This is a genomic window from Streptomyces sp. NPDC057939 (assembly GCF_042887545.1).
Lineage (GTDB): Bacteria > Actinomycetota > Actinomycetes > Streptomycetales > Streptomycetaceae > Streptomyces.
In genome coordinates this window covers 1-19,682 of record NZ_JBHVPG010000068.1, presented here as the reverse complement: position 1 = coordinate 19,682, position 19,682 = coordinate 1, and the positions used below count along the sequence as shown (strand labels likewise).

Annotated in this window: 15 protein-coding genes; 8 read left to right on the top strand and 7 right to left on the bottom strand. The window is 73.6% G+C overall.

Annotation, left to right across the window (positions count from 1 at the left end; translation table 11 throughout):
• Positions 1–43 precede the first annotated feature (43 nt).
• A complete protein-coding gene (locus ACFVS6_RS39035; RefSeq protein ID WP_389711288.1) occupies positions 44–1,417 on the bottom strand; it encodes a glutamine synthetase family protein in 1,374 nt (457 codons plus the stop codon).
• Positions 1,418–1,494: 77 nt separating this feature from the next.
• Between ACFVS6_RS39035 and ACFVS6_RS39030 the strand changes: the two genes are divergently transcribed.
• The 3 genes from ACFVS6_RS39030 to ACFVS6_RS39020 all read left to right on the top strand — a co-directional run bounded on the left by ACFVS6_RS39030 (position 1,495) and on the right by ACFVS6_RS39020 (position 4,675).
• Positions 1,495–2,241 carry a FadR/GntR family transcriptional regulator gene (locus ACFVS6_RS39030; RefSeq protein ID WP_389711287.1) on the top strand — a complete coding sequence of 249 codons (747 nt, stop codon included), beginning with the start codon at positions 1,495–1,497 and terminating at the stop codon, positions 2,239–2,241.
• Positions 2,242–2,382: 141 nt separating this feature from the next.
• A complete protein-coding gene (eat, locus tag ACFVS6_RS39025; protein ID WP_389711286.1) occupies positions 2,383–3,870 on the top strand; it encodes an ethanolamine permease in 1,488 nt (495 codons plus the stop codon).
• A gap of 82 nt (positions 3,871–3,952) precedes the next feature.
• Positions 3,953–4,675, top strand: a complete 723-nt coding sequence (locus ACFVS6_RS39020; protein ID WP_389711285.1) for a gamma-glutamyl-gamma-aminobutyrate hydrolase family protein — start codon at positions 3,953–3,955, stop codon at positions 4,673–4,675.
• 335 nt (positions 4,676–5,010) lie between these two features.
• Here ACFVS6_RS39020 and ACFVS6_RS39015 read toward each other — a convergent pair whose 3' ends face one another.
• Complete coding sequence (locus ACFVS6_RS39015) at positions 5,011–5,934, bottom strand: LysR family transcriptional regulator (RefSeq protein WP_389711284.1); 924 nt, start codon at positions 5,932–5,934, stop codon at positions 5,011–5,013.
• 70 nt (positions 5,935–6,004) lie between these two features.
• Between ACFVS6_RS39015 and ACFVS6_RS39010 the strand changes: the two genes are divergently transcribed.
• Positions 6,005–7,159: a TDT family transporter gene (locus ACFVS6_RS39010; RefSeq protein WP_389711283.1), complete on the top strand. Its 1,155-nt coding sequence runs from the start codon at positions 6,005–6,007 to the stop codon at positions 7,157–7,159.
• Between the two features lie 30 nt (positions 7,160–7,189).
• Here ACFVS6_RS39010 and ACFVS6_RS39005 read toward each other — a convergent pair whose 3' ends face one another.
• From ACFVS6_RS39005 to ACFVS6_RS38995, 3 genes are all read right to left on the bottom strand, one after another.
• The gene (locus ACFVS6_RS39005; protein ID WP_389711282.1) at positions 7,190–7,906 is read right to left on the bottom strand and encodes a helical backbone metal receptor; all 717 of its coding nucleotides are present in this window, start codon (positions 7,904–7,906) and stop codon (positions 7,190–7,192) included.
• Between the two features lie 4 nt (positions 7,907–7,910).
• On the bottom strand, positions 7,911–8,570 hold the full coding sequence (locus tag ACFVS6_RS39000; RefSeq protein ID WP_389711281.1) for a helix-turn-helix domain-containing protein: 660 nt from the start codon (positions 8,568–8,570) through the stop codon (positions 7,911–7,913).
• A gap of 130 nt (positions 8,571–8,700) precedes the next feature.
• Positions 8,701–10,692 (bottom strand): peroxidase, encoded by a 1,992-nt coding sequence (locus tag ACFVS6_RS38995; RefSeq protein WP_389711280.1) that lies wholly within the window; start codon positions 10,690–10,692, stop codon positions 8,701–8,703.
• A gap of 663 nt (positions 10,693–11,355) precedes the next feature.
• Between ACFVS6_RS38995 and ACFVS6_RS38990 the strand changes: the two genes are divergently transcribed.
• The 4 genes from ACFVS6_RS38990 to ACFVS6_RS38975 all read left to right on the top strand — a co-directional run bounded on the left by ACFVS6_RS38990 (position 11,356) and on the right by ACFVS6_RS38975 (position 15,830).
• Complete coding sequence (locus tag ACFVS6_RS38990) at positions 11,356–12,261, top strand: 5'-3' exonuclease H3TH domain-containing protein (RefSeq protein WP_389711300.1); 906 nt, start codon at positions 11,356–11,358, stop codon at positions 12,259–12,261.
• A 49-nt stretch (positions 12,262–12,310) separates the two neighbouring features.
• A complete protein-coding gene (locus ACFVS6_RS38985; protein WP_389711279.1) occupies positions 12,311–13,156 on the top strand; it encodes a siderophore-interacting protein in 846 nt (281 codons plus the stop codon).
• A 117-nt stretch (positions 13,157–13,273) separates the two neighbouring features.
• A complete protein-coding gene (locus tag ACFVS6_RS38980; RefSeq protein ID WP_389711278.1) occupies positions 13,274–14,839 on the top strand; it encodes a serine hydrolase in 1,566 nt (521 codons plus the stop codon).
• Positions 14,840–14,858: 19 nt separating this feature from the next.
• Positions 14,859–15,830, top strand: a complete 972-nt coding sequence (locus tag ACFVS6_RS38975; protein WP_389711277.1) for a pseudouridine synthase — start codon at positions 14,859–14,861, stop codon at positions 15,828–15,830.
• Positions 15,831–15,849: 19 nt separating this feature from the next.
• Here ACFVS6_RS38975 and ACFVS6_RS38970 read toward each other — a convergent pair whose 3' ends face one another.
• On the bottom strand, positions 15,850–16,518 hold the full coding sequence (locus ACFVS6_RS38970; protein WP_389711276.1) for a helix-turn-helix domain-containing protein: 669 nt from the start codon (positions 16,516–16,518) through the stop codon (positions 15,850–15,852).
• Positions 16,519–16,608: 90 nt separating this feature from the next.
• Positions 16,609–19,461, bottom strand: coding sequence for a DEAD/DEAH box helicase (locus ACFVS6_RS38965; protein WP_389711275.1), 2,853 nt, complete (start codon positions 19,459–19,461; stop codon positions 16,609–16,611).
• Positions 19,462–19,682: the final 221 nt, after the last annotated feature.

Genomic DNA, 19,682 nt, shown 5'->3' with positions numbered 1-19,682 from the left:
CGGGGTGTGGGACGCGGGGCGTGGTGTCGTGGTCCGCGGCCGGTTACAGGCGTTCGAAGGAGCGGCGCAGTTCCCAGTCGGTGACGGCGGAGTCGTAGGCGTCGAGTTCGACGCGGGCCATGTTCCGGTAGTGGGCCACGACTTCGGGGCCGAAGGCGGCCTTGGCGATCTCGCTGTTCTCCCAGAGCTCCGCAGCCTCCCGCAGGGTCGCGGGGACGTGCGCGTAGTCGGCGGTGTAGGCGTTGCCCGGACAGGACTCGGGGAGTTCCAGGCGGTTCTCGATGCCGTACAGCCCGGCCGCGACCAGGCCCGCGACGGCGAGGTAGGGGTTGACGTCGCCGCCGGGGAGGCGGTTCTCGAAGCGCATGGATCGGCCGTGGCCGACCACGCGCAGGGCGCAGGTCCGGTTGTCCACGCCCCAGGCGACCGCGGTCGGGGCGAAGGATCCCGGGCGGAAACGCTTGTACGAGTTGATGTTCGGGGCGTAGAGAAGGGAGAAGTCGCGCAGCGCGGCCAGCTGGCCGGCCAGGAAGTGCCGCATCACGGGTGACATCCCGCGTTCGGCACCCTCTCCGTCACCGGCCATCGCGTTGTGCCCGTCGGCGTCGGCCAGGGAGAGGTGGATGTGGCAGGAGTTGCCCTCGCGCTCGTCGTACTTGGCCATGAAGGTGAGCGAGACGCCCTCCTGGGCGGCGATCTCCTTGGCGCCGGTCTTGTAGACGGCGTGCTGGTCGCAGGTGGTGAGCGCCTCGTCGTAGCGGAAGGCGATCTCGTGCTGACCGAGGTTGCACTCGCCCTTGGCGGACTCGACGACGAGTCCCGCGGCCTGCATCTCGTTGCGGATGCGCCTCAGGAGGGGTTCGACGCGGCCGGTGCCGAGGACGGAGTAGTCGATGTTGTACTGGTTGGCGGGGGTCAGGCCTCGGTAGTTGGCGTTCCAGGCCTGTTCGTAGGTGTCCTGGAAGACCATGAACTCCAGCTCGGTGCCGACCATCGCGGTGTAGCCCAGCTCGGCGAGGCGCTCCAACTGGTGGCGCAGGATCTGCCGGGGCGCCGCGACGACGGGTGTGCCGTCGCTCCAGGCCAGGTCGGCGAGGATGAAGGCGCTGCCGGGGTTCCAGGGGATGCGGCGCAGGGTGGCGAGGTCGGGGTGCATGGCGAAGTCGCCGTAGCCCCGGTCCCAGGAGGACATCTCGTAGCCGTCGACGGTGTTCATGTCGGTGTCGACGGCGAGGAGGTAGTTGCAGCCCTCCGTGCCGTGGGCGAGGACCTCGTCGAGGAAGAACTGTGCGGCGAACCGCTTGCCCTGGAGCCGTCCCTGCATGTCGGGGAAGGCCAGGACGACGGTGTCGATCTCACCGCTGGCGACGAGGGCGCGGAGCTCCTCGGGCGCGAGCGGCGGCTTGCGGTCTACCACTGGAATCTCTCCTTCGGTGAGCCGAGGAGGCCTAAGGTATTGAATAGAACCATTGCTTGGGAAGGGGAGGAGCCGAGATGACCGACACGGCGAGCGAGGGTGGCTCGATCGCGCGGCTGAATCCGGTGCTGCGGCAGGTCCGGGCGGGCAACGGTTTCGAGGAGGCGCTGGAGCAGATCCTCCAGGTCGTCCGACTGGGCCTGGTGCCGGGCGGCGAACGGCTCCCGCCGGAGCGGGAACTGGCCGAACGGATGGGGATCAGCCGGGTCACCCTGCGCGAGGTGTTGAAGGTGCTCCAGGACCAGGGCCTGGTAGAGGCGCGGCGCGGCCGGTACGGCGGAACGTTCGTCCTGGCCCGCCCCGACACCCCGGCGGGCGGCGCCGAGGAGGAGCTGCGCAGGCGGGTCGCCGGGGTGGACATCGAGGACGTGCTGCGGTTCCGCGAGGTGCTGGAGGTCGGCGCGGCCGGACTGTGCGCCTCGCAGGGGCTGACCGAGGAGGGCTCCGAGCGGCTGCTGCGCGCCCTGGCCGCCACCCACGACGCCCCGCTGCCCGACTACCGCCGCCAGGACACCCTCTTCCACCTGACCCTGTGCGAGCTGGCCGGCTCCGCGAGGCTGACGGCCCAGTACGCGGCCGTCCGCGCGAGCGTGAACGACCTGCTGGACTGCATACCGCTGCTGGTGCGCAACCTCGAACACTCGCAGCAGCAGCACACGGCCCTGGTCGAGGCGGTGCTGGAGGGCGACGCCGACGGGGCGCGCGCGGCGATGCGCGAGCACTGTTGCGGCACGGCGGCCCTGTTGCGCGGGTTCCTCGCGTGAGGGGCGGGGCCGCGCGCACGCGCCGTGACCGGGAGTGACCGGGAGGTTTTCGTAACCCCTGTTTAACGCAGGGGTCTTGCGCGCTCCACTCCCCTGACGCAAAGGTACGCCTCACAACCATTGCCCTAGGCAGGAGCGCACATGGCCGACGACATCGCACCCGTGCCCGTCAAGACACCAGCCGGGTCCGGCTCCCCCGGCTCGGGCTCCCCCGGCGGCGCGGACGCCGAGTACCTGCAACGCCGCACCCTGCGCCGTGGCAGCGCCGGCTGGTTGCTGCTGACCGGCCTCGGCGTCGCCTACGTGGTCTCCGGGGACTTCTCCGGCTGGAACGTCGGCCTCGACAAGGGCGGCTTCGGCGGTCTCGCCATCGCCACCGTGCTGATGGGCGTCATGTACGCGTGCCTGGTGTTCTCCCTGGCCGAGCTGTCCACGATCCTGCCGACGGCGGGCGGCGGCTACGGCTTCGCCCGGCGGGCCCTGGGACCCTGGGGCGGGTTCCTGACCGGCACGGCCATCCTGATCGAGTACATCCTGGCCCCGGCGGCGATCGTCATCTTCATCGGTGACTACGTCGAATCACTGGGCCTGTTCGGACTGACCTCCAGTTGGCCGGTCTACCTCGGCTGCTTCGTCGTCTTCATCGGTGTCCACCTGTGGGGCGTGGGCGAGGCCCTGCGCTTCAGCCTCGTCGTCACCGCCATCGCCGTGGCCGCGCTGCTGATCTTCGCGGTCGGCGCCCTCACCGAGTTCGACGCGTCCTCGCTGGACGACATCGCGGTGGACACGAGCGCGTTCGGCGCGAGTTCCTGGCTGCCGTTCGGCGTCCTCGGCATCTGGGCGGCCTTCCCGTTCGGCATGTGGTTCTTCCTCGGCGTCGAGGGCGTGCCGCTGGCCGCCGAGGAGGCCAAGGACCCGGTCCGCTCGATGCCGAAGGCCCTCGCGATCTCCATGGGCGTCCTCGCCCTGCTCGCCCTGATCACCTTCTTCGCGGCCACCGGCGCACAGGGCTCCGACGCCGTACGGACCGCGGGCAACCCGCTGGTCGTGGCGCTGGAGGGGGACGGCGGACCGACCGCGCTGAGCCGGTTCGTGAACTACGCGGGGCTGGCGGGCCTGGTGGCCTCCTTCTTCTCCCTCATCTACGCCGGTTCCCGCCAGCTGTTCGCCCTCTCCCGCGCCGGGTACCTGCCGCGCTTCCTGTCGCTCACCTCGAAGCGCAAGGCCCCGTACCTCGGTCTGGTGATTCCCGGCGCGATCGGGTTCGCCCTCGCGGCGGCCACCGGCAACGGCGCCCGCATGCTGAACATCGCGGTGTTCGGCGCGACGATCTCGTACGCCCTGATGGCCCTGTCGCACATCGTGCTGCGCCGCCGGGAACCGGGCCTGGAGCGCCCGTACCGGACCCCGGGCGGCGTGCTGACCTCGTCCGTCGCCTTCGTGCTGGCCCTGTCGGCCCTGGTCGCCACCTTCCTGGTGGACAAGGACGCGGCGTTCATCGCGCTCGGCGTCTACGCCGTCGCCCTCGCCTACTTCGCCTTCTACAGCCGGCACCATCTGGTCGCGTCGGCGCCGGAGGAGGAGTTCGCCGCGCTGGCGGAAGCCGAGGCGGAGTTGACCCGCGACTGAAATCCTGAGCCCCGTCGGCTCCCGAGCCCATCCCGCCCCCCACTGAGCCCCACCGTTCGGCACCACCACCGGAGGTAAGCCCGTGCCCAGGCCGCTCATCGGCATCACCACGTACGTGGAGGAGTCCACCCGCTACGGCGTGTGGGATCTGCCCGCGTCCCTCGTCCCCGCCGACTACCACGCGCTCGTCCAGGCGGCGGGCGGCGCGGCCGTCCTGCTGCCGCCGGACGAACCGGGGCGGGCGGCGGAGGTCCTGGAGCGGGTGGACGGCCTGGTCGTCGCGGGCGGCCCCGACGTGGACCCCGTTCACTACGGGGCCCCGCGCGACCCGCGCACCGGCGCCCCGGCGACGGTGCGCGACGCGTGGGAGCTGGCCCTGCTCGCGGCGGCCCTGGACTCCGGCACCCCGGTGCTGGGGATCTGCCGGGGCATGCAGGCGCTGAACGTCGTCCTGGGCGGGACCCTGGTCCAGCACATCGACGGACACGTGCACACCCCGGGCGTCACCGGATGGCACCCGGTCCGCCCGGTCGCCGGCACCCGCTACGCGGCGCTCGTCCCGGAGGAGGCGGAGGTGCCCACCTACCACCACCAGGCGGTGGACCGGCTGGGCCGGGACCTGGTCGTCTCGGCGTACGCCCTGGACGGCACGGTGGAGGCGATCGAACTCCCCGACCCCGCCCCGTGGGTGGTCGGCGTGCAGTGGCATCCGGAGCGCGACAAGGACACCCGGGTGATGGCAGCCCTGATCGAAGCGGCCGCCGCCCGCACCCCGTACGCCCTCACGGGCGCCACCGCCCGGTAGAGCCCGCCACCGTCCTCCGGTCACCGCCCGGAGGACGGCCGCACGGTGTCCGGCGCGAGCTCCCGGCGGGGCGGGCGGAAGCCGGTGCACCGGCCCGCACTCGGGCTTCCGTCCGGTGCGGCCAGGGCCCGTGCCGGACACCGGGAGGCGGACGGGAGTTCGATGACGCGCCCGACGGCCCGTCCGGGCCCGGCGCGTGCCCCGCGGCGCCTCGGCGCCTCGGCGGGGCCCTCGTACCGGAGGCACCCGGGCGCTCCGCCGGCGGGGCGGGACCCGGTGCCCGCCCGCGGGGGTCGGGTGGGGTCAGGCCGGCCCGGGGGCCGATTCGCAGGGGCCTACGGTCGGGCCCGGGTCAGGGACAGCAGGTCCCGGGCCGGGCCCGCCGGGCGGTTGCCGGTGGGCCACACCGCGCGCAGGGCCCGGCCCAGGTCGGCGCCGGCGACGGGCACGGCCACCAGTCGGCGGCCGGCGAGCTCGTCCCCCAGCGCGAGCTCCGACAGCACGCACGGCCCGGCGCCGCTCACGGCGGCCGCCTTCACGGCCGTGGTCGACGCCAGCTCCAGCAGGGGCTCCGCCAGCCCCCCGCATCCCGCCAGCGCGGCGTCGAGCACCTGCCGGGTGCCCGAGCCCCGCTCCCGCAGGATCAGCGGGGTCTGCGCCAGCTCCGCCGCCGCCACCGCCCGGGTGCGCCGCGCCCACGGGTGCGAGGGCGCCACCGCCACGACGAGCCGGTCCTGCGCGATGACCGCCGAGTCCAGGCCCTCCGCAACGAACAGACCCTCCACGAAGCCGAGGTCCGCGTCGTGCGCGAGGACCCGCTGCGCGACGTCCGCCGAGTTGCCGGCGTGCAGCGACACCGCCGTCCCGGGCCGCTCCCCGCGCAGGGCGATCAGCCACCCGGGCAGCAGGTACTCCGCGATGGTCATGCTGGCCGCCACCCGCAGCCGCGAGTCGCGGCGGCCCCGTAGCGCCTGCGCCCCCGCGTCGAAGGCCTCGGCCGCCTCCACCACGCGCCGGGCCCAGTCCGTCACCAGCGCGCCCTCGGCGGTGAGGGTGGAGCCGCGCGGGGACCTGTCGACGAGCGCCACGCCCAGCCTGGTCTCCATCGCCCGGATCCGGCTGCTCGCGGCGGGCTGGGTGATGCCCAGCCGGCGCGCCGCGCCGCTCAGGCTGCCGACGCGTGCGACCGCGAGCAGCAGTTCCAGCGCGCCGAGGTCCGGCACTCGGTGCGCCAGCGGAACCCACTCGTCGTTACCCATAACATCAGTTTATGGCCTCATAGGAATGCGACCTCTGCCCGCCCCCGCCCACCGGGACGAGGCTGGACCCATGGCCACCACCCTCGCGCCGACCCGCGCCACCGGCACTACTGGCACCAGCGGCACCACCCGTGTCACGACCGCTCCCCGGACCCACAAGGCCCCGGCCCTGCGACACCTCGGCCCCAACTGGTACGCCTCCGTGATGGGTACGGCCATCATCGCCAACGCCGGCGCGTCCCTGCCGTACCAGCTGCCCGGCCAGCGCACGGTCTGCCAGCTGATGTGGGCGCTGTCCGCCGTGGCCCTGGTCGTCCTGCTCGCCGCCCGCGCCGGGCACTGGATGCACCACCGCGACCAGGCCCGGGCCCACCTGCTCGATCCGGCCGTCGCACCCTTCTACGGCTGCCTCTCGATGGCCCTGCTGGCCGTCGGCGCGGGCACCCTGACCGTCGGCCGGGACCTCATCGGGGAACGCGCCGCACTCGCCACCGACATCGTGCTGTTCTCCACCGGAACCGCGATCGGCCTGGTCATGGCCGTCGTCGTGCCCTACCTGATGGTGGTCCGCCACGAGGTCCGGCCGTCCCAGGCCACTCCCGTGTGGCTGCTGCCCGTGGTCGCCCCGATGGTCTCCGCCGCCGTGGGCCCGCTGCTGATACCCCACCTCCCCGCGGGCCAGCCCCGCGAGGCCATGCTGCTCGCCTGCTACGCCATGTTCGGCGTCAGCCTGCTGGCGACCCTGATGCTGCTCCCCCTGATCCTCGGCCGGCTGATCGTCGGCGGCCCCCTGCCGCTGACCCTGACCCCCGCCCTGTTCCTCGTCCTGGGCCCCCTCGGCCAGTCCGTCACCGCCGTCAACCAGCTCGCCGACGTGGCTCCGGGGGCCGTCCAGGGCCCGTACGCCGGAGCGTTCGGCGCCTTCGCGGTCGTCTACGGGGTCCCCGTCATGGGCTTCGCCCTGCTGTGGCTGGCCCTCGCGTCGGCGATGCTGGTCCGCGCCGCCCGCGCCGGGATGCCCTTCGCGATGACCTGGTGGGCGCTGACGTTCCCCGTCGGGACCTGCGTCACCGGCGCCGCCGGCCTCGCCCGCCACACCGGCCTGACCGCCTTCTCCTGGCTGGCCGCGGCCCTGTTCGTCGGCCTCCTCGTCGCCTGGCTGCTCGCCGCCGGGCACACCCTGCGCGGCCTGTTCACCGGCCGGCTGCTCGCCGCGCCCCGCTGAACGCCCGCCCCGCGCGAACACGGCCGACGCTCAGCGCACCGCCGCCCCCAGGGCCGCCGCCAGCACCGCCGGGGCCTCGGCCAGCGAAGGCCCGTACCAGGTCAGGTGGCGGCCGCTGACCAGCGCGGCGGGCAGGCCCGGGAACGCCTCCGGCCCGTCCCCGGCGGTGAACCGGTAGGGCTCGTCGGGCAGGACGACCAGGTCGCAGCCGGCCGCCGCCTCGGCCACCGACATCCTCGGATACCGCTCGGCGTGCCCGGCGTGGACGTTGCGCACACCGAGGCGGGCCAGCAGGTCCCCGGCGAAGGTGTCCCGGCCCAGCACCATCCAGGGCCTGCGCCAGATCGGCACGACCGCGGCGAGCCCGCCCATCGGCTCCGCCCGCGCCCAGGCCCCGGCGGCGTCCGTCAGCCAGCCGGGCCGCTCCAGCCCCAGCGCCCCCACGAGGACCCGGTCCAGTTCGGCCAGCGCCTGCGGGAGGTCCCGCACCTCGGTGACCAGCACCTCCACCCCGGCCTCGCGCAGCGCCGCCAGATCGGGGGCCCGGTTCTCCTCCTCGTTGGCGATGACCAGGTCGGGGCGCAGCCCCAGGACCGCCGGTACGTCCGGGTTCTTCGTCCCCCCGATCCGCACGGCGCCCCCGAGGTCGGCCGGGTGCGTGCACCAGTCGGTCACCCCGACCAGCAGGCCGGGGGCGCTGACCGCGACCGCCTCGGTCAGCGAGGGCACGAGCGAGACGACGCGCACGGGATCAGTGCCCCGGTGACGGGGGCTCGGACGTGGCGTGGATGTGGTCGCCGACCGCGACGACCAGGATCCGGGTGTCCTCCCCGGTGGCCCGCCAGCGGTGGCGCACCCCGCCCGACAGGAAGAGGGCGTCTCCGCTCTCCAGTCGGTAGGCCCGCCCCTCCGCCTCCACCTGGCAGGCGCCGGAGACCACGTACATCAGCTCGTCGTTGCGGTGCTGGTACTCGCGGCCTGCGTCCTGCTCGCCGGTGAACTCCAGCGCGTGCAGCTGGTGGTGTCCGCGGACGAGCGGCCGTACGCCGGGCACCGGGGTGAGGGCCGAATCGTCGCCGGCGCGCACGAGGTCCACGGTGCGCGCGGTGTCGGAGGCGGCCAGCAGCTCGACCGCGGTGGTCTCCAGTGCGTCGGCGACCCGCTCCAGGGACCGCATGCTGGGGCGGGCGCGCTCGTTCTCTATCTGACTCAGGAAGGGCACCGACAGACCGCTGCGCGCCGACACGGCGGCGAGGGTCAGGTGCAGGGCACGGCGCCGCTTGCGGACGGCCACTCCCACCCGCAGCGGTTCCTTGGAGTCCTTCTCCTTGTCGCTTCCGGCGGCGGGACCGTTCCCGAAGTTCCCGCCGCCCGTGCCGTCCGCGATGTTTCCGTCTTCCTTGTCGTTCATTTCGGGGCTGCCCTCCCCTGTCCTCATCGCACATCGGTGTGCTGTAAGCACCTTACGCAGCAACCGACCCCGGATTCGCGTGCAAGGACGTACGGGACCCCGCCCCGGGCAGCATCCCGTATCCTCCCGGTCACCCCGCGTGGCCGCCGGGGGCCCTCCACAGCACGCGGTCGCCGTCGACGATCACGACGTCGCCCTCCGGGCGGACCAGCAGCCGGGCGCCGGGGTGGCCGCCGGTGCCGCTGCTCCACACCGTGCGGGCGGCGTCGTCGCGCACGCTCAGCTCCCCGTCGCGGGAGAAGTGCGCGTCGTGGCCGCTGCCCGCGGTGCCCGCGCTCCAGGGGCGGCCGCCGTCGGGGTCCAGCAGGACGAGGTCGCCGTCGGCGCCGAACGCGAGGCGGGCGTCGCCCGCGTCGAGGACGTCCCCGACGCGCAGGACGGTGCCGGGGTGGACCTCGATGGAGGCGTCGAGGTCGCCGTCGGCGAGGCGGCGCAGGGTGGTGAGGGAGGGGGTGAAGGCGTAGAGGGCTCCCTCGGTGCGGACGAACCGGCCGAACTTGAGGGTGGTGGCCCGGCCGCCGCTGTCGGAGGGCGTCTCGAAGGCGACCGGCGACTCGGGCCCGAGCACGGGGTCGGCGCCGACGCGGGGGTTGCGGCCGGGCGGGAAGTCGACGTCGTTGATCCACCGCTTGGCGATGAACTCGAACTGCTGGACGAGGTCGGCCTGGTAGCCGATGAACAGCAGGCCGCGCGGGGTGTCCGGACCGCCGGGGCTGCCCTTCGGCGCCGCGGGGTCGTAGGCGGGCCCGTACGGGATGCCGCGGCGGATGACGCGGCGCCCGTCGAGTTCCGCGGCGGCCAGCGGGGGACGGCCGGGGACGGTGACGAGGCCGTCGCGCGGGTTGCCCTTGCGGATGTGCGCGAAGAGCGGGGTGAGCCAGCCCTGCGGGTCGTCCCCGTACGTGAGGTCGGCGTCGGGGTCGCGTCCCGGCGGGCCGGGCTTCTCGGCGGCGGGGCAGCCGGCGATGGGGGTGCCGCCGGGCCAACGGCCCACCATGCGGGCGGCGAGCCAGGTCGAGGTCGCCTCGGGCGGCGCGGCACCGGCCTTCTTCAGTTCCGCGAGCCGCTCTCCGGTCTGGTCCCACCAGCCGGGCACGTCCTGGGCGAGCCGGCGGACCACCTGGAAGGAGCCCCCGGTGGCCCAGGCGGGCAGCCCGGCGGGCCGCTGCCCCACCTTCTCCTGCCCGACGAGGAACTCCCCGGCCGGCACGATCCGGGTGCCGGGCTTCCCGAGCACGGTGGCCGCGCCGGCCGGGTCGGGCTCGTCGAAGCCCCGTACGCCGGGCTGGCTGATGCCGTCGGCGAACCCGAAGTGCTCGTGCCCGCGCAGGGCCCCGGTCAGGGTCGCCCCGTCCTGCCGGAACACGACCGTTCCGCCGGCCGCCCGGACCGCGTCCCGGTGCCGGGCGACGGCCTCGGCCAGCCGGCCGGGTTCGTCGGCGGCCAGGCCGAGGACGGCGTGGACGGCCCGGCCGGGATCCTCGGCGCCGAACAGCCAGGAGTCCGGGGCACTGGCGCCGGTGTCGCCGAGGGCCTCGGCGCGGCGGGCGGCACCCTGGCTGAACGCCTCGGCGGTGCCGCCGGCGGGCAGGGCGGGGAAGGGGTCGCGCCCGGCGAGCAGACGCAGGCCGGGGTGGGTGAGGGAGAGGCTCGTCCACAGCGCCGACAGGGAGGTGGGATCGGTGCCACCGGCCTTCACCCGCGCGGCGCTGAAGGCGGCGTTGAAGCGGGCCATCTCCTCGGTGGTGGAGATGTCGGGCAGCAGCCGGCCGAGCCAGCGGCGGGCCAGGGGGCCGCTGCGGAAGTGCAGGAGCAACAGGCAGGCGTGGTCCTTGCGGGACCCCGCCAGGACGTCGCCCTGGGTGTCGCGGTCGCCGCGCAGCGGCAGCTCGACGGCGGCCGCGGCCGGGGTCCGCCCGGCCGGAACCGCGGCCGGGGCGCCGGGGAGGACGGCGGGGGCGGCCGCGGAGGCGGCCCAGGGGCACGCGGTGAGCGCGGCGGTGGCGGCCCCGGCCACCAGGACGGATCTGCGGGCGGGGCCGAAGGGCGGGGCTGCGTCCATGGGGGCTCCTGGCTGATTGACGACGGAGGGCGCGACGGGGGCGCCGCAGGGGGAAGACACCCGCGCCCCGACCGGGTCGACCCCCGGGGGCCGACGGAACGAGCGGACGGGCGACGGGCGGAGGGCCACCAGGCGGTGGGGCCAACGGACTGACGGACACGAGCGGACGAACCGACGACCCGACGCACCGACGGGCTGACGGGCAGACGCGCGGACGAGCTGACGGGCTGACGGGCTGACGGGCTGACGGGCAAACGGGCTGACGACCCCACCGAGCGGGCCCGCGAGCCGCCCACCCGGAGCACCCACCCGAACCACCCGATCCGCCCACCCGGATCGAACCCGTCAGCGGCGGTACCGGCCCGGCCCCCAACTCCCGCGCCCAGCCATCGGGGTGACTCGGCGGCAGCTGGTGGGGGAATCGGGATGGACGGCGGTCGGGCGCTCGACCGGGAGAGCGGTGACGACATGCATGGGCGTCCGAAACTCCTCGTACGGGGGGCCGGGCGGGCAGAACGTCCTGCCAGTGGTCACACCCTCCGGGAAAGATCGCGGACGCGCGCGGCGGGACAACTGTTGGAGTGACGAATCGATCACCCCGGGTGACCCGCGGGCCGTCGGGTCGGGTGCGGCATCATCGTCCGTGTGACGACACGACGCCTGATGCTCCTCGACACCGCTTCCCTCTACTACCGCGCCTACTTCGGCGTTCCGGACTCCGTGAAGGCCCCCGACGGCACCCCGGTCAACGCCGTACGCGGGCTGCTCGACTTCATCGGCCGACTGGTCCAGGACCACCACCCCGACGATCTGGTGGCCTGCATGGACGCCGACTGGCGGCCGCACTGGCGGGTGGAGTTGATCCCCTCCTACAAGGCGCACCGGGTCGCGGAGGAGACCGAGTCCGGCCCCGACGTGGAGGAGACCCCGGACACCCTCGCCCCCCAGGTGCCGATCATCGAAGCGGCGCTGGACGCGTTCGGCATCGCCCGCGTCGGAGTCGCCGGATACGAGGCGGACGACGTGATCGGCACGCTCACGGCCCGTGCGACCGGCCCGGTGGACATCGTCACCGGCGACCGCGACCTCTACCAACTGGTCGACGACGCACGGCAGCGCCGCGTCCTGTACCCGCTCAAGGGCGTGGGGATGCTCCAGGTGACCGACGAGGCGTGGCTGCGCGAGAAGTACGGCGTGGACGGCGCCGGGTACGCGGACCTGGCGCTGCTGCGCGGCGACCCGAGCGACGGCCTGCCGGGCGTTCCCGGCGTCGGCGAGAAGACGGCCGCCAAGCTGCTGGACGCCTACGGGGACCTGGCCGGGATCATCGCCGCGATCGACGACCCGAAGTCGAAACTGACCCCCACACAGCGTAAGCGGCTCGATGAATCCCGCCCGTATCTGGCGGTGGCCCCGAAGGTCGTCCAGGTGGCCTCGGACGTCCCTCTTCCCCCCTTCGACCCGGCGCTGCCAAGGGTTCCCGCGCAGCCCGAGGTCGTCGACGCACTCGCCCATCGGTGGGGTCTGGGCGGAGCGATCTCGCGGCTGAGCAGCGCACTGCTCGCATGAGGTGCTAACTTAGGTAATCCTAAGTTTCAGGGGAGTTCAGGGAGACGCCGTGGCAGAAGGACGCGCCCGCACTGTCGGCACCGCAGTGGTCGTACGGACCGAGCGGCTGACGCCGCACATGGTCCGGATCGTGCTGGGCGGTGACGGACTGTCGGGCTTCGACGCGGGTGTGTACACCGACCACTACGTGAAGCTGCTGTTCGCACCCGAGGGCGTGCGCTATGCGGAGCCCTGGGACCTGGAGCGGATCCGCTCCACCCACCACCGCGAGTTCTGGCCGCGCCAGCGCGCGTACACGGTCCGCCACTGGGATCCGGCGCACCTGGAGTTGACCTTGGACTTCGTCGTCCACGGCGACGAGGGCCTGGCCGGTCCGTGGGCGGCCCGCGTCCAGCCCGGCGAGACGGTGCACTTCCTCGGCCCCGGCGGGGCCTACGCACCCGACCCGGCCGCCGGCTGGCACCTCCTGGCCGGTGACGAGAGCGCCCTGCCGGCGATCGCCGCCGCGATGGAGCGGATGCCGGTGGGCGCGCGCGTCCACGCCTTCGTGGAGATCGACGGGCCGGCCGACGAGCAGAAGTTCGCCACCCCGGACGGGGTCGTGCCGGTGTGGCTGCACCGCGGCGACCGCCCCGTGGGCGCGGCCCTCGTCGAGGCGATCACCTCCCTCGTGTTCCCCTCCGGTGACGTGCAGGCCTTCGTCCACGGCGAGGCCGGCTTCGTGAAGGAACTCCGCCGCCACCTGCGCCTCGACCGGGGCGTCCCGCGGGAGCGCCTGTCGATCTCGGGCTACTGGCGCCAGGGCGAGACGGACGAGGGCTGGCGCGCGATCAAGCGGGACTGGAACGCCTCGGTGGAGGCCGAACAGGACGTCCGCCCCCGCGCCGCCGCCTGAGGGAACCTTTCCCCACCCGGGTCCCCGAGCCGAACCGGTCCCGCCCCCGCAGCCGCCGGACACCGGTCCCGCAGCCGCCGGAGGGCGGGACCGCCCGTTCGGCGGGACAATGTCCGCATGCGTACGCTCCGCACGGTCGGGCTGGCCGGGGCCGCGTTCGTCCTCGTCGCCACGGGTTCCGCGGCGGCGGCGCCGGCGGCCCCGACGCCGCCCCCCGCGCCCAAGCCGCTCCTCACCGACGCCGACGTCGCCGGCGCGGTCGCCCGCCTCGACACGACGGTCGGGGACGCCATGCGCAGCACCGGCGTTCCCGGCGTCTCGGTGGTCGTGGTCCACCGGGACAAGGTCGTCCACCTCCAGGGCTACGGCATCCGCCGGACCGGCGAGGGCGCGAAGGTCGACCCCGACACGGTCTTCCAGCTGGCGTCCCTCTCGAAGCCGATCTCCTCCACCGTCGTGGCCGGCGCACTGGCCTCCCCCGACGCGTGGGACACGCCCCTCGGACGGACCCTGCCCGGCTTCGCCCTCAAGGACCCCTGGGTCACCTCCCACGTCACCGCCGCCGACCTGTTCTCGCACCGCAGCGGCCTCCCCGACCACGCCGGGGACCTCCTGGAGGACCTCGGTTACGAGCAGCCGTACATCCTGGACCACCTGCGCTTCGAGCCGCTGACCCCCTTCCGCGCGAGTTACGCGTACACCAACTTCGGGCTCACCGCCGCCGCCGAGGCCATCGCCCGCGACCGCGGCACCAGTTGGCAGAAGCTCAGTGACGACACCCTGTTCAAGCCCGCCGAGATGACCCGTACCAGCACCGGGTTCTCCGCCTACGCGAACGCCCCCGACCGCGCGTACGGCCACGTCAAGAACCCCGACGGCACCTGGAGCCCGCGCTTCGTCCGTGACGCCGACGCCCAGGCCCCGGCCGGCGGGGTCAGTTCCACGGCCCGCGACATGGGCCGCTGGCTGCGCCTCCAGCTCTCCGGCGGCACCCTCGACGGCAAGCGCGTCATCCCGGCCGACGCGCTCGCCCGCACCCACCTCCCCGAGATCGTCGCGCAGGACCGGACCCCCCAGGGCACCCCGCAGTTCTACGGCCTCGGCTGGAACGTCGGCTACGACCAGGCGGGCCGGCTGCGCCTGAGCCACTCCGGGGCCTTCGACCTCGGCGCCAACTCCAACGTCACCCTGCTCCCCCTGGAGCAGCTCGGCATCGTCGTCCTGACCAACGGCGCTCCCGTCGGCCTCGCCGACGCGGTCGCCCTGGACTTCTTCGACACCGCCGAACACGGCAGGCCGAGCGCCGACTGGCTGGCACTGGCCGCCTCCCTGTACGCGCAGGCGGAGAACGCGAACCGCTCCGACACCGACTACGCGCGACCGCCGGCCGGCGCCCGTCCGGCCCGCGACGCCGCCGCGTACACCGGCACGTACGACAATCCGTTCTACGGCCCGCTCACCGTCACCGCCGACGGCGGGGAACAGGGCAACGGCAAGGGCCTCACCCTCTCCCTCGGCCCGGGCCCGAAGCGCTTCCCGCTGACGCACTACGACGGGGACACCTTCAGCTTCGTGACCTCCGGCGAGAACGCCGTCGGCCGCACCGGGGTCACCTTCGCCGACGGCACCGTCCGCGTCGAGTACCTGGACGAGAACCACCTGGGCACCTTCACCCGGAAATAGCCGCCTACCCTGGTCCCTGATGACCCGCAGATCCCACGTGCCGCCCTCGCCCCTGCCCCAGCTCTCCGGCATCGACCCGGTCCGGCTACGGCTGCCCCCCGACCGGGAGGGCCGGTGGCCGGCCCTCGGCGCGTACCTGGCCGAGCGCTACGCCGGCACCCGCGGCGCCGAGTCGATGGCGCGGCTCCTCGCGGCGGGCCGGGTCGTGGGTCCGGACGGCCGGGTGCTGCGACCGCAGGACCCGTACGAGCCGGGCGGCTGGATCTTCTTCCACCGGGACATGCCGGCCGAGCCGCCGGTGCCGTTCCCGATCCGTGTCGTGTACCGGGACGCCCATCTGCTGGTGGTGGACAAGCCGCACTTCCTGGCGACGACCCCGCGCGGCAGCCACGTCTTCCAGACCGCCCTGGCCCGACTGCGCCAGGAACTGGACCTGCCGACGCTGAGCCCGGCGCACCGGCTGGACCGGATGACGGCGGGGCTGGTGATGTTCAGCATCCGGCCCGAGGACCGGGGCGCCTACCAGTTGTTGTTCCAGAACCGGCGGGTCCGCAAGGAGTACGAGGCCCTCGCGGTCCACGACCCGGCGGTGGAACTGCCCCGCACGGTCCGCAGCCACATCGAGAAGGTCCGCGGCGTCATGGCGGCGACCGAGGTCCCGGGCGCCGAGCCCAACGCCGAGAGCCTGGTCGAGCTCACGGACGTCCGGGCGGGCCTGGGCCGCTACCGACTGACCCCGCACACCGGCCGCACCCACCAACTGCGGGTGCACATGAACTCCCTGGGCCTGCCCATCCTCGGCGACCCCGTCTACCCGGTGGTCGCGGAGCCCGTCGAGCCGGCCGACTACCGCCGCCCGCTCCAGCTGCTGGCGCGGACCCTCGCCTTCACCGACCCGGTGACGGGCCTCGCCCACGACCTGGAGACCGGCCTCGCCCTCAGGGCCTGGGACGACCTGGCCGGCTGGGAAACGGACCCGGCGTCCCCCTGACGACCGACCCCGATACCCGTCACCGAACGCCCCGGCCCGGTTCCGCCACTCCCGCGATGCGCAGCGCGGCGTCGGCCGCGGCCTCCGCGAACGCGGCGGGCGGGCGGGCCGGGTCGGAGCGGTGGATCAGCATGACGCCCTCGATCAGCCCGAAGACGAGGTCGTTGCGCAGTGTCAGTCCGGCCTTGTCCCCGGCCAGTTCGGTGCCGACGGAGGTCCCCTTGAGCAAGGTCCGGTAGGTGTCGCGCAGTTCGGCCCGCATCCCGCGGAACTGCCCGAAGCGCGGCCCGCGCAGTTCGGGGAGCAGGTAGAGGGCGCCCAGGTTGTGCGGTCCCCCGCACAGCAGCAGGACGTCCGAACGGCACAGCTCCCACAGTCGCCGGGCGGCCGGCCGGCCGGTCTCGGCGAGGAGCCGCCGGGACAGCACCAGGGAGGGTGCGACCGTTGACTCCAGGAGCTCGGCGAGGAGTTCCTCCTTGCCGCTGAAGTAGTGGTACATCGTGGCCTGCCGCATCCCGGCCCGTTCGGCGACCGCCCGCGTGGTGGTGGCCCCGTACCCCCGCACCGTGAACAGCTCGGCCGCCGCGCTCAGGAGTTCCTCGCGCGGCGGCCGGCCGGTGTCCGGTCTCAACTGGTCGGCGCGTGGCCGACCGACCCGTCTCGGTCCTTCGTCCGTTCCCGCACTCATGCGCCGATCGTCGCACAGGACACGACGAATCGATCATGGCAAGAGATGAGATCCGGCCATGACGGGTCTAGGAGGAAGCCCCAAAAGCGCCTAGCCGACCGAGCTGTAGGCCACTACACCCCGAAGCAGTGCGTCCACGGCCTTACGGGCATTTCGCGCCACCGTGCTCCCACCGGCCGAGGACGGCGGGGCGGAGGACGACGGCGCCGCCGCCGCGATCTGCCCGAGGACGTCGATGACCTGCTTGCACCAGCGGACGAAGTCCCCGGCCGGCATCTCCGCCTCGCGCAGCACCTCGTCCAGGCTCTTGTCGGACGCCCATTGGTAGGCGGCCCAGGCGAAGCCGAGGTCCGGCTCGCGCTGGCCCACGCCCTCCGTCTGGTTGATGCGGTGTTCCTCCTCCAGCGCGTCGAGCCGGCCCCAGATGCGAACCATCTCGCCCAGCGCCGCCTTCGCCGCGCCGCCCGGCACCTTCGGCGTCACCGCGTCGTCGGCCTGCCGCGATTCGAAGACCAAAGCCGACACGCAGGCGGCCAGTTCGGCCGGACTCAGGCCTTCCCAGACCCCTTCGCGCAGGCACTCCGAGGCCAGCAGGTCGAGCTCGCCGTAGAGCCGGGCGAGCCGCTTGCCGTGCACGGTCACCTCGTCCTCGCGCAGGTAGTCCAGCTCGGTGAGCAGCGCGTGGATCCGGTCGAAGGTGCGGGCGATGGTGTTCGTCCGGCCCTCGATGCGCCGCTCCAGCTGCTGGGTGTCGCGCTTGAGCCGGTGGTAGCGCTCCGCCCAACGGGCGTGGTCCTCGCGCTCGTCGCAGCCGTGGCAGGGGTGGGCCCGCAGCTCGGCGCGCAGTCGGGCGATCTCACGGTCGTCGGCCGCCGCGGCCCGCCCGCGGGGCGCGCGTCCGGGCCTGAAGTCGCCGGCCTTGGTCCGCAGTTGCGAGGCCAGGTCCCGACGGGACTGCGGGGAGCGGGCGTTGAAGGACTTGGGGATCCGCATCCGGTCCAGCGGCTCCACCGGCACCGGGAAGTCGATCGCGGCGAGCCGCTTGACCTGCCGCTCGGCGGTGAGCACCAGCGGCCGGGGCCCCTCGGTGTACTCGTGCCCGCGGTGCCCGTTGACCCGCCCGGCCGGCACGCCCGGGTCCAGGACGAGCGCCAGCCCGGCGAACTTGCCGCTCGGCACGTGGATGATGTCGCCCGGCTTGAGCTTCTCCAGCGAACCGGCCGCCTGCGCCCGGCGCTGCGCCGCGCCCTGCTTGGCCAGGTCGGTCTCGCGGTCCTTGAGGTCGCGGCGCAGGCCCGCGTACTCCTCGAAATCGCCCAGGTGGCAGGTCATGCCCTCCTGGTAGCCCTCCAGGCCCTCCTCGTTGCGCTGCACCTGCTTGGAGATGCCGACGACGGACCGGTCGGCCTGGAACTGCGCGAAGGAGGTCTCCAGCAGCTCGCGCGAGCGGTGCCGGCCGAACTGGCTGACCAGGTTGACGGCCATGTTGTAGGAGGGCCTGAAGCTGGAACGCAGCGGATACGTACGGGTACCCGCCAGGCCGGCCAGTGCCACCGGGTCCATGCCCCGCTGCCACAGCACCACCGCGTGGCCCTCGACGTCGATGCCGCGCCGCCCGGCCCGGCCGGTCAGCTGCGTGTACTCGCCGGGGGTGATGTCGGCGTGCTGCTCGCCGTTCCACTTGACGAGCTTCTCCAGGATGACCGTGCGCGCGGGCATGTTGATGCCCAGGGCGAGGGTCTCGGTGGCGAAGACGGCCTTGACGAGGCCGCGTACGAACAGTTCCTCGACGACCTCCTTGAAGGTGGGCAGCATGCCCGCGTGGTGCGCGGCGATGCCCCGCTCCAGGCCTTCGAGCCACTCGTAGTAGCCGAGGACGTGCAGGTCCTCGGTGGGGATGGAGGAGGTCCGCTCCTCGACGATCTCACGGACCTTCAGGCGCGCGGAGTCGTCGTTGAGCCGCAGGCCCGCGTACAGGCACTGCTGGACGGCGGCCTCGCAGCCCGCCCGGCTGAAGATGAAGTTGATGGCCGGCAGCAGGTTGTCGTTCTCCAGCCGCCCGATGACCTCGGGGCGGGCCGGGGTCCAGATCCGGCTGCGGGAGCGGCGTTCGCGCTCGCGGTCGGCCTCGCGGACCATCTTGCCGCGCCGGCGGTCCTTGGGGTTGTAGGTGCGGCTGTTCTCCTCGCGGGCCATCCGCAGCAGGTCGGGGTTGACCTCGCGGCGGCCGGAGCCGCGGCCGCCGTGGTCGGACTCCTCCTCGAAGAGGTCGTAGACCCGACGGCCCGCCATGACGTGCTGCCACAGCGGTACGGGCCGCTCCTCGGAGACGATGACCTCGGTGTCGCCGCGCACGGTGTCGAGCCAGTCGCCGAACTCCTCCGCGTTGGAGACGGTCGCGGACAGGGAGACCAGGGTCACCGACTCGGGGAGGTGGATGATCACTTCCTCCCAGACGGCTCCGCGGAACCGGTCGGAGAGGTAGTGCACCTCGTCCATGACGACGTGTCCGAGGCCGCGCAGTGCCTGCGAGCCCGCGTAGAGCATGTTGCGGAGCACCTCGGTGGTCATCACGACCACGGGGGCGTCGGAGTTGACGCTGTTGTCACCCGTCAGCAGGCCCACCTTGTCCGCGCCGTAGCGCTTGACGAGGTCGGCGTACTTCTGGTTCGACAGGGCCTTGATGGGCGTCGTGTAGAAGCACTTGCGGCCCTGTTGGAGGGCCAGGTGCACGGCGAACTCGCCGACGATGGTCTTGCCCGAGCCGGTCGGGGCGGCCACCAGGACGCCCTTGCCCGCCTCCAGTGCCTTGCAGGCCTCGACCTGGTACGGATCCAGGTCGAATTCGTACATCTCGCGGAAGGGTGCCAGCGCGGTGGCTTCTTCGGCGGCGCGGATCCGGGCAGCGGCGTACCGCTCGGCGGGAGAGAGTTCTTCGGTCATCTTGGTATCGAGCCTACCCGTCGGCTCCGACAACAGTCGCGATCATTTATGCGAGCGACCGCGGGGCCGCGGGGAGGCGCGCGGCGGTCACCGGGGGGCTCGGAGCGGCTCGCCGTCCGTGCGGGCGCGGAGCCCGGCCCGGCCGCCCGGAGCGCCGGGGCGGCCGGTCGGCGCGGCCCGCGCGCCCCGGCCGCGTCCGGCCGTGGCCTCGACGAAGGGGG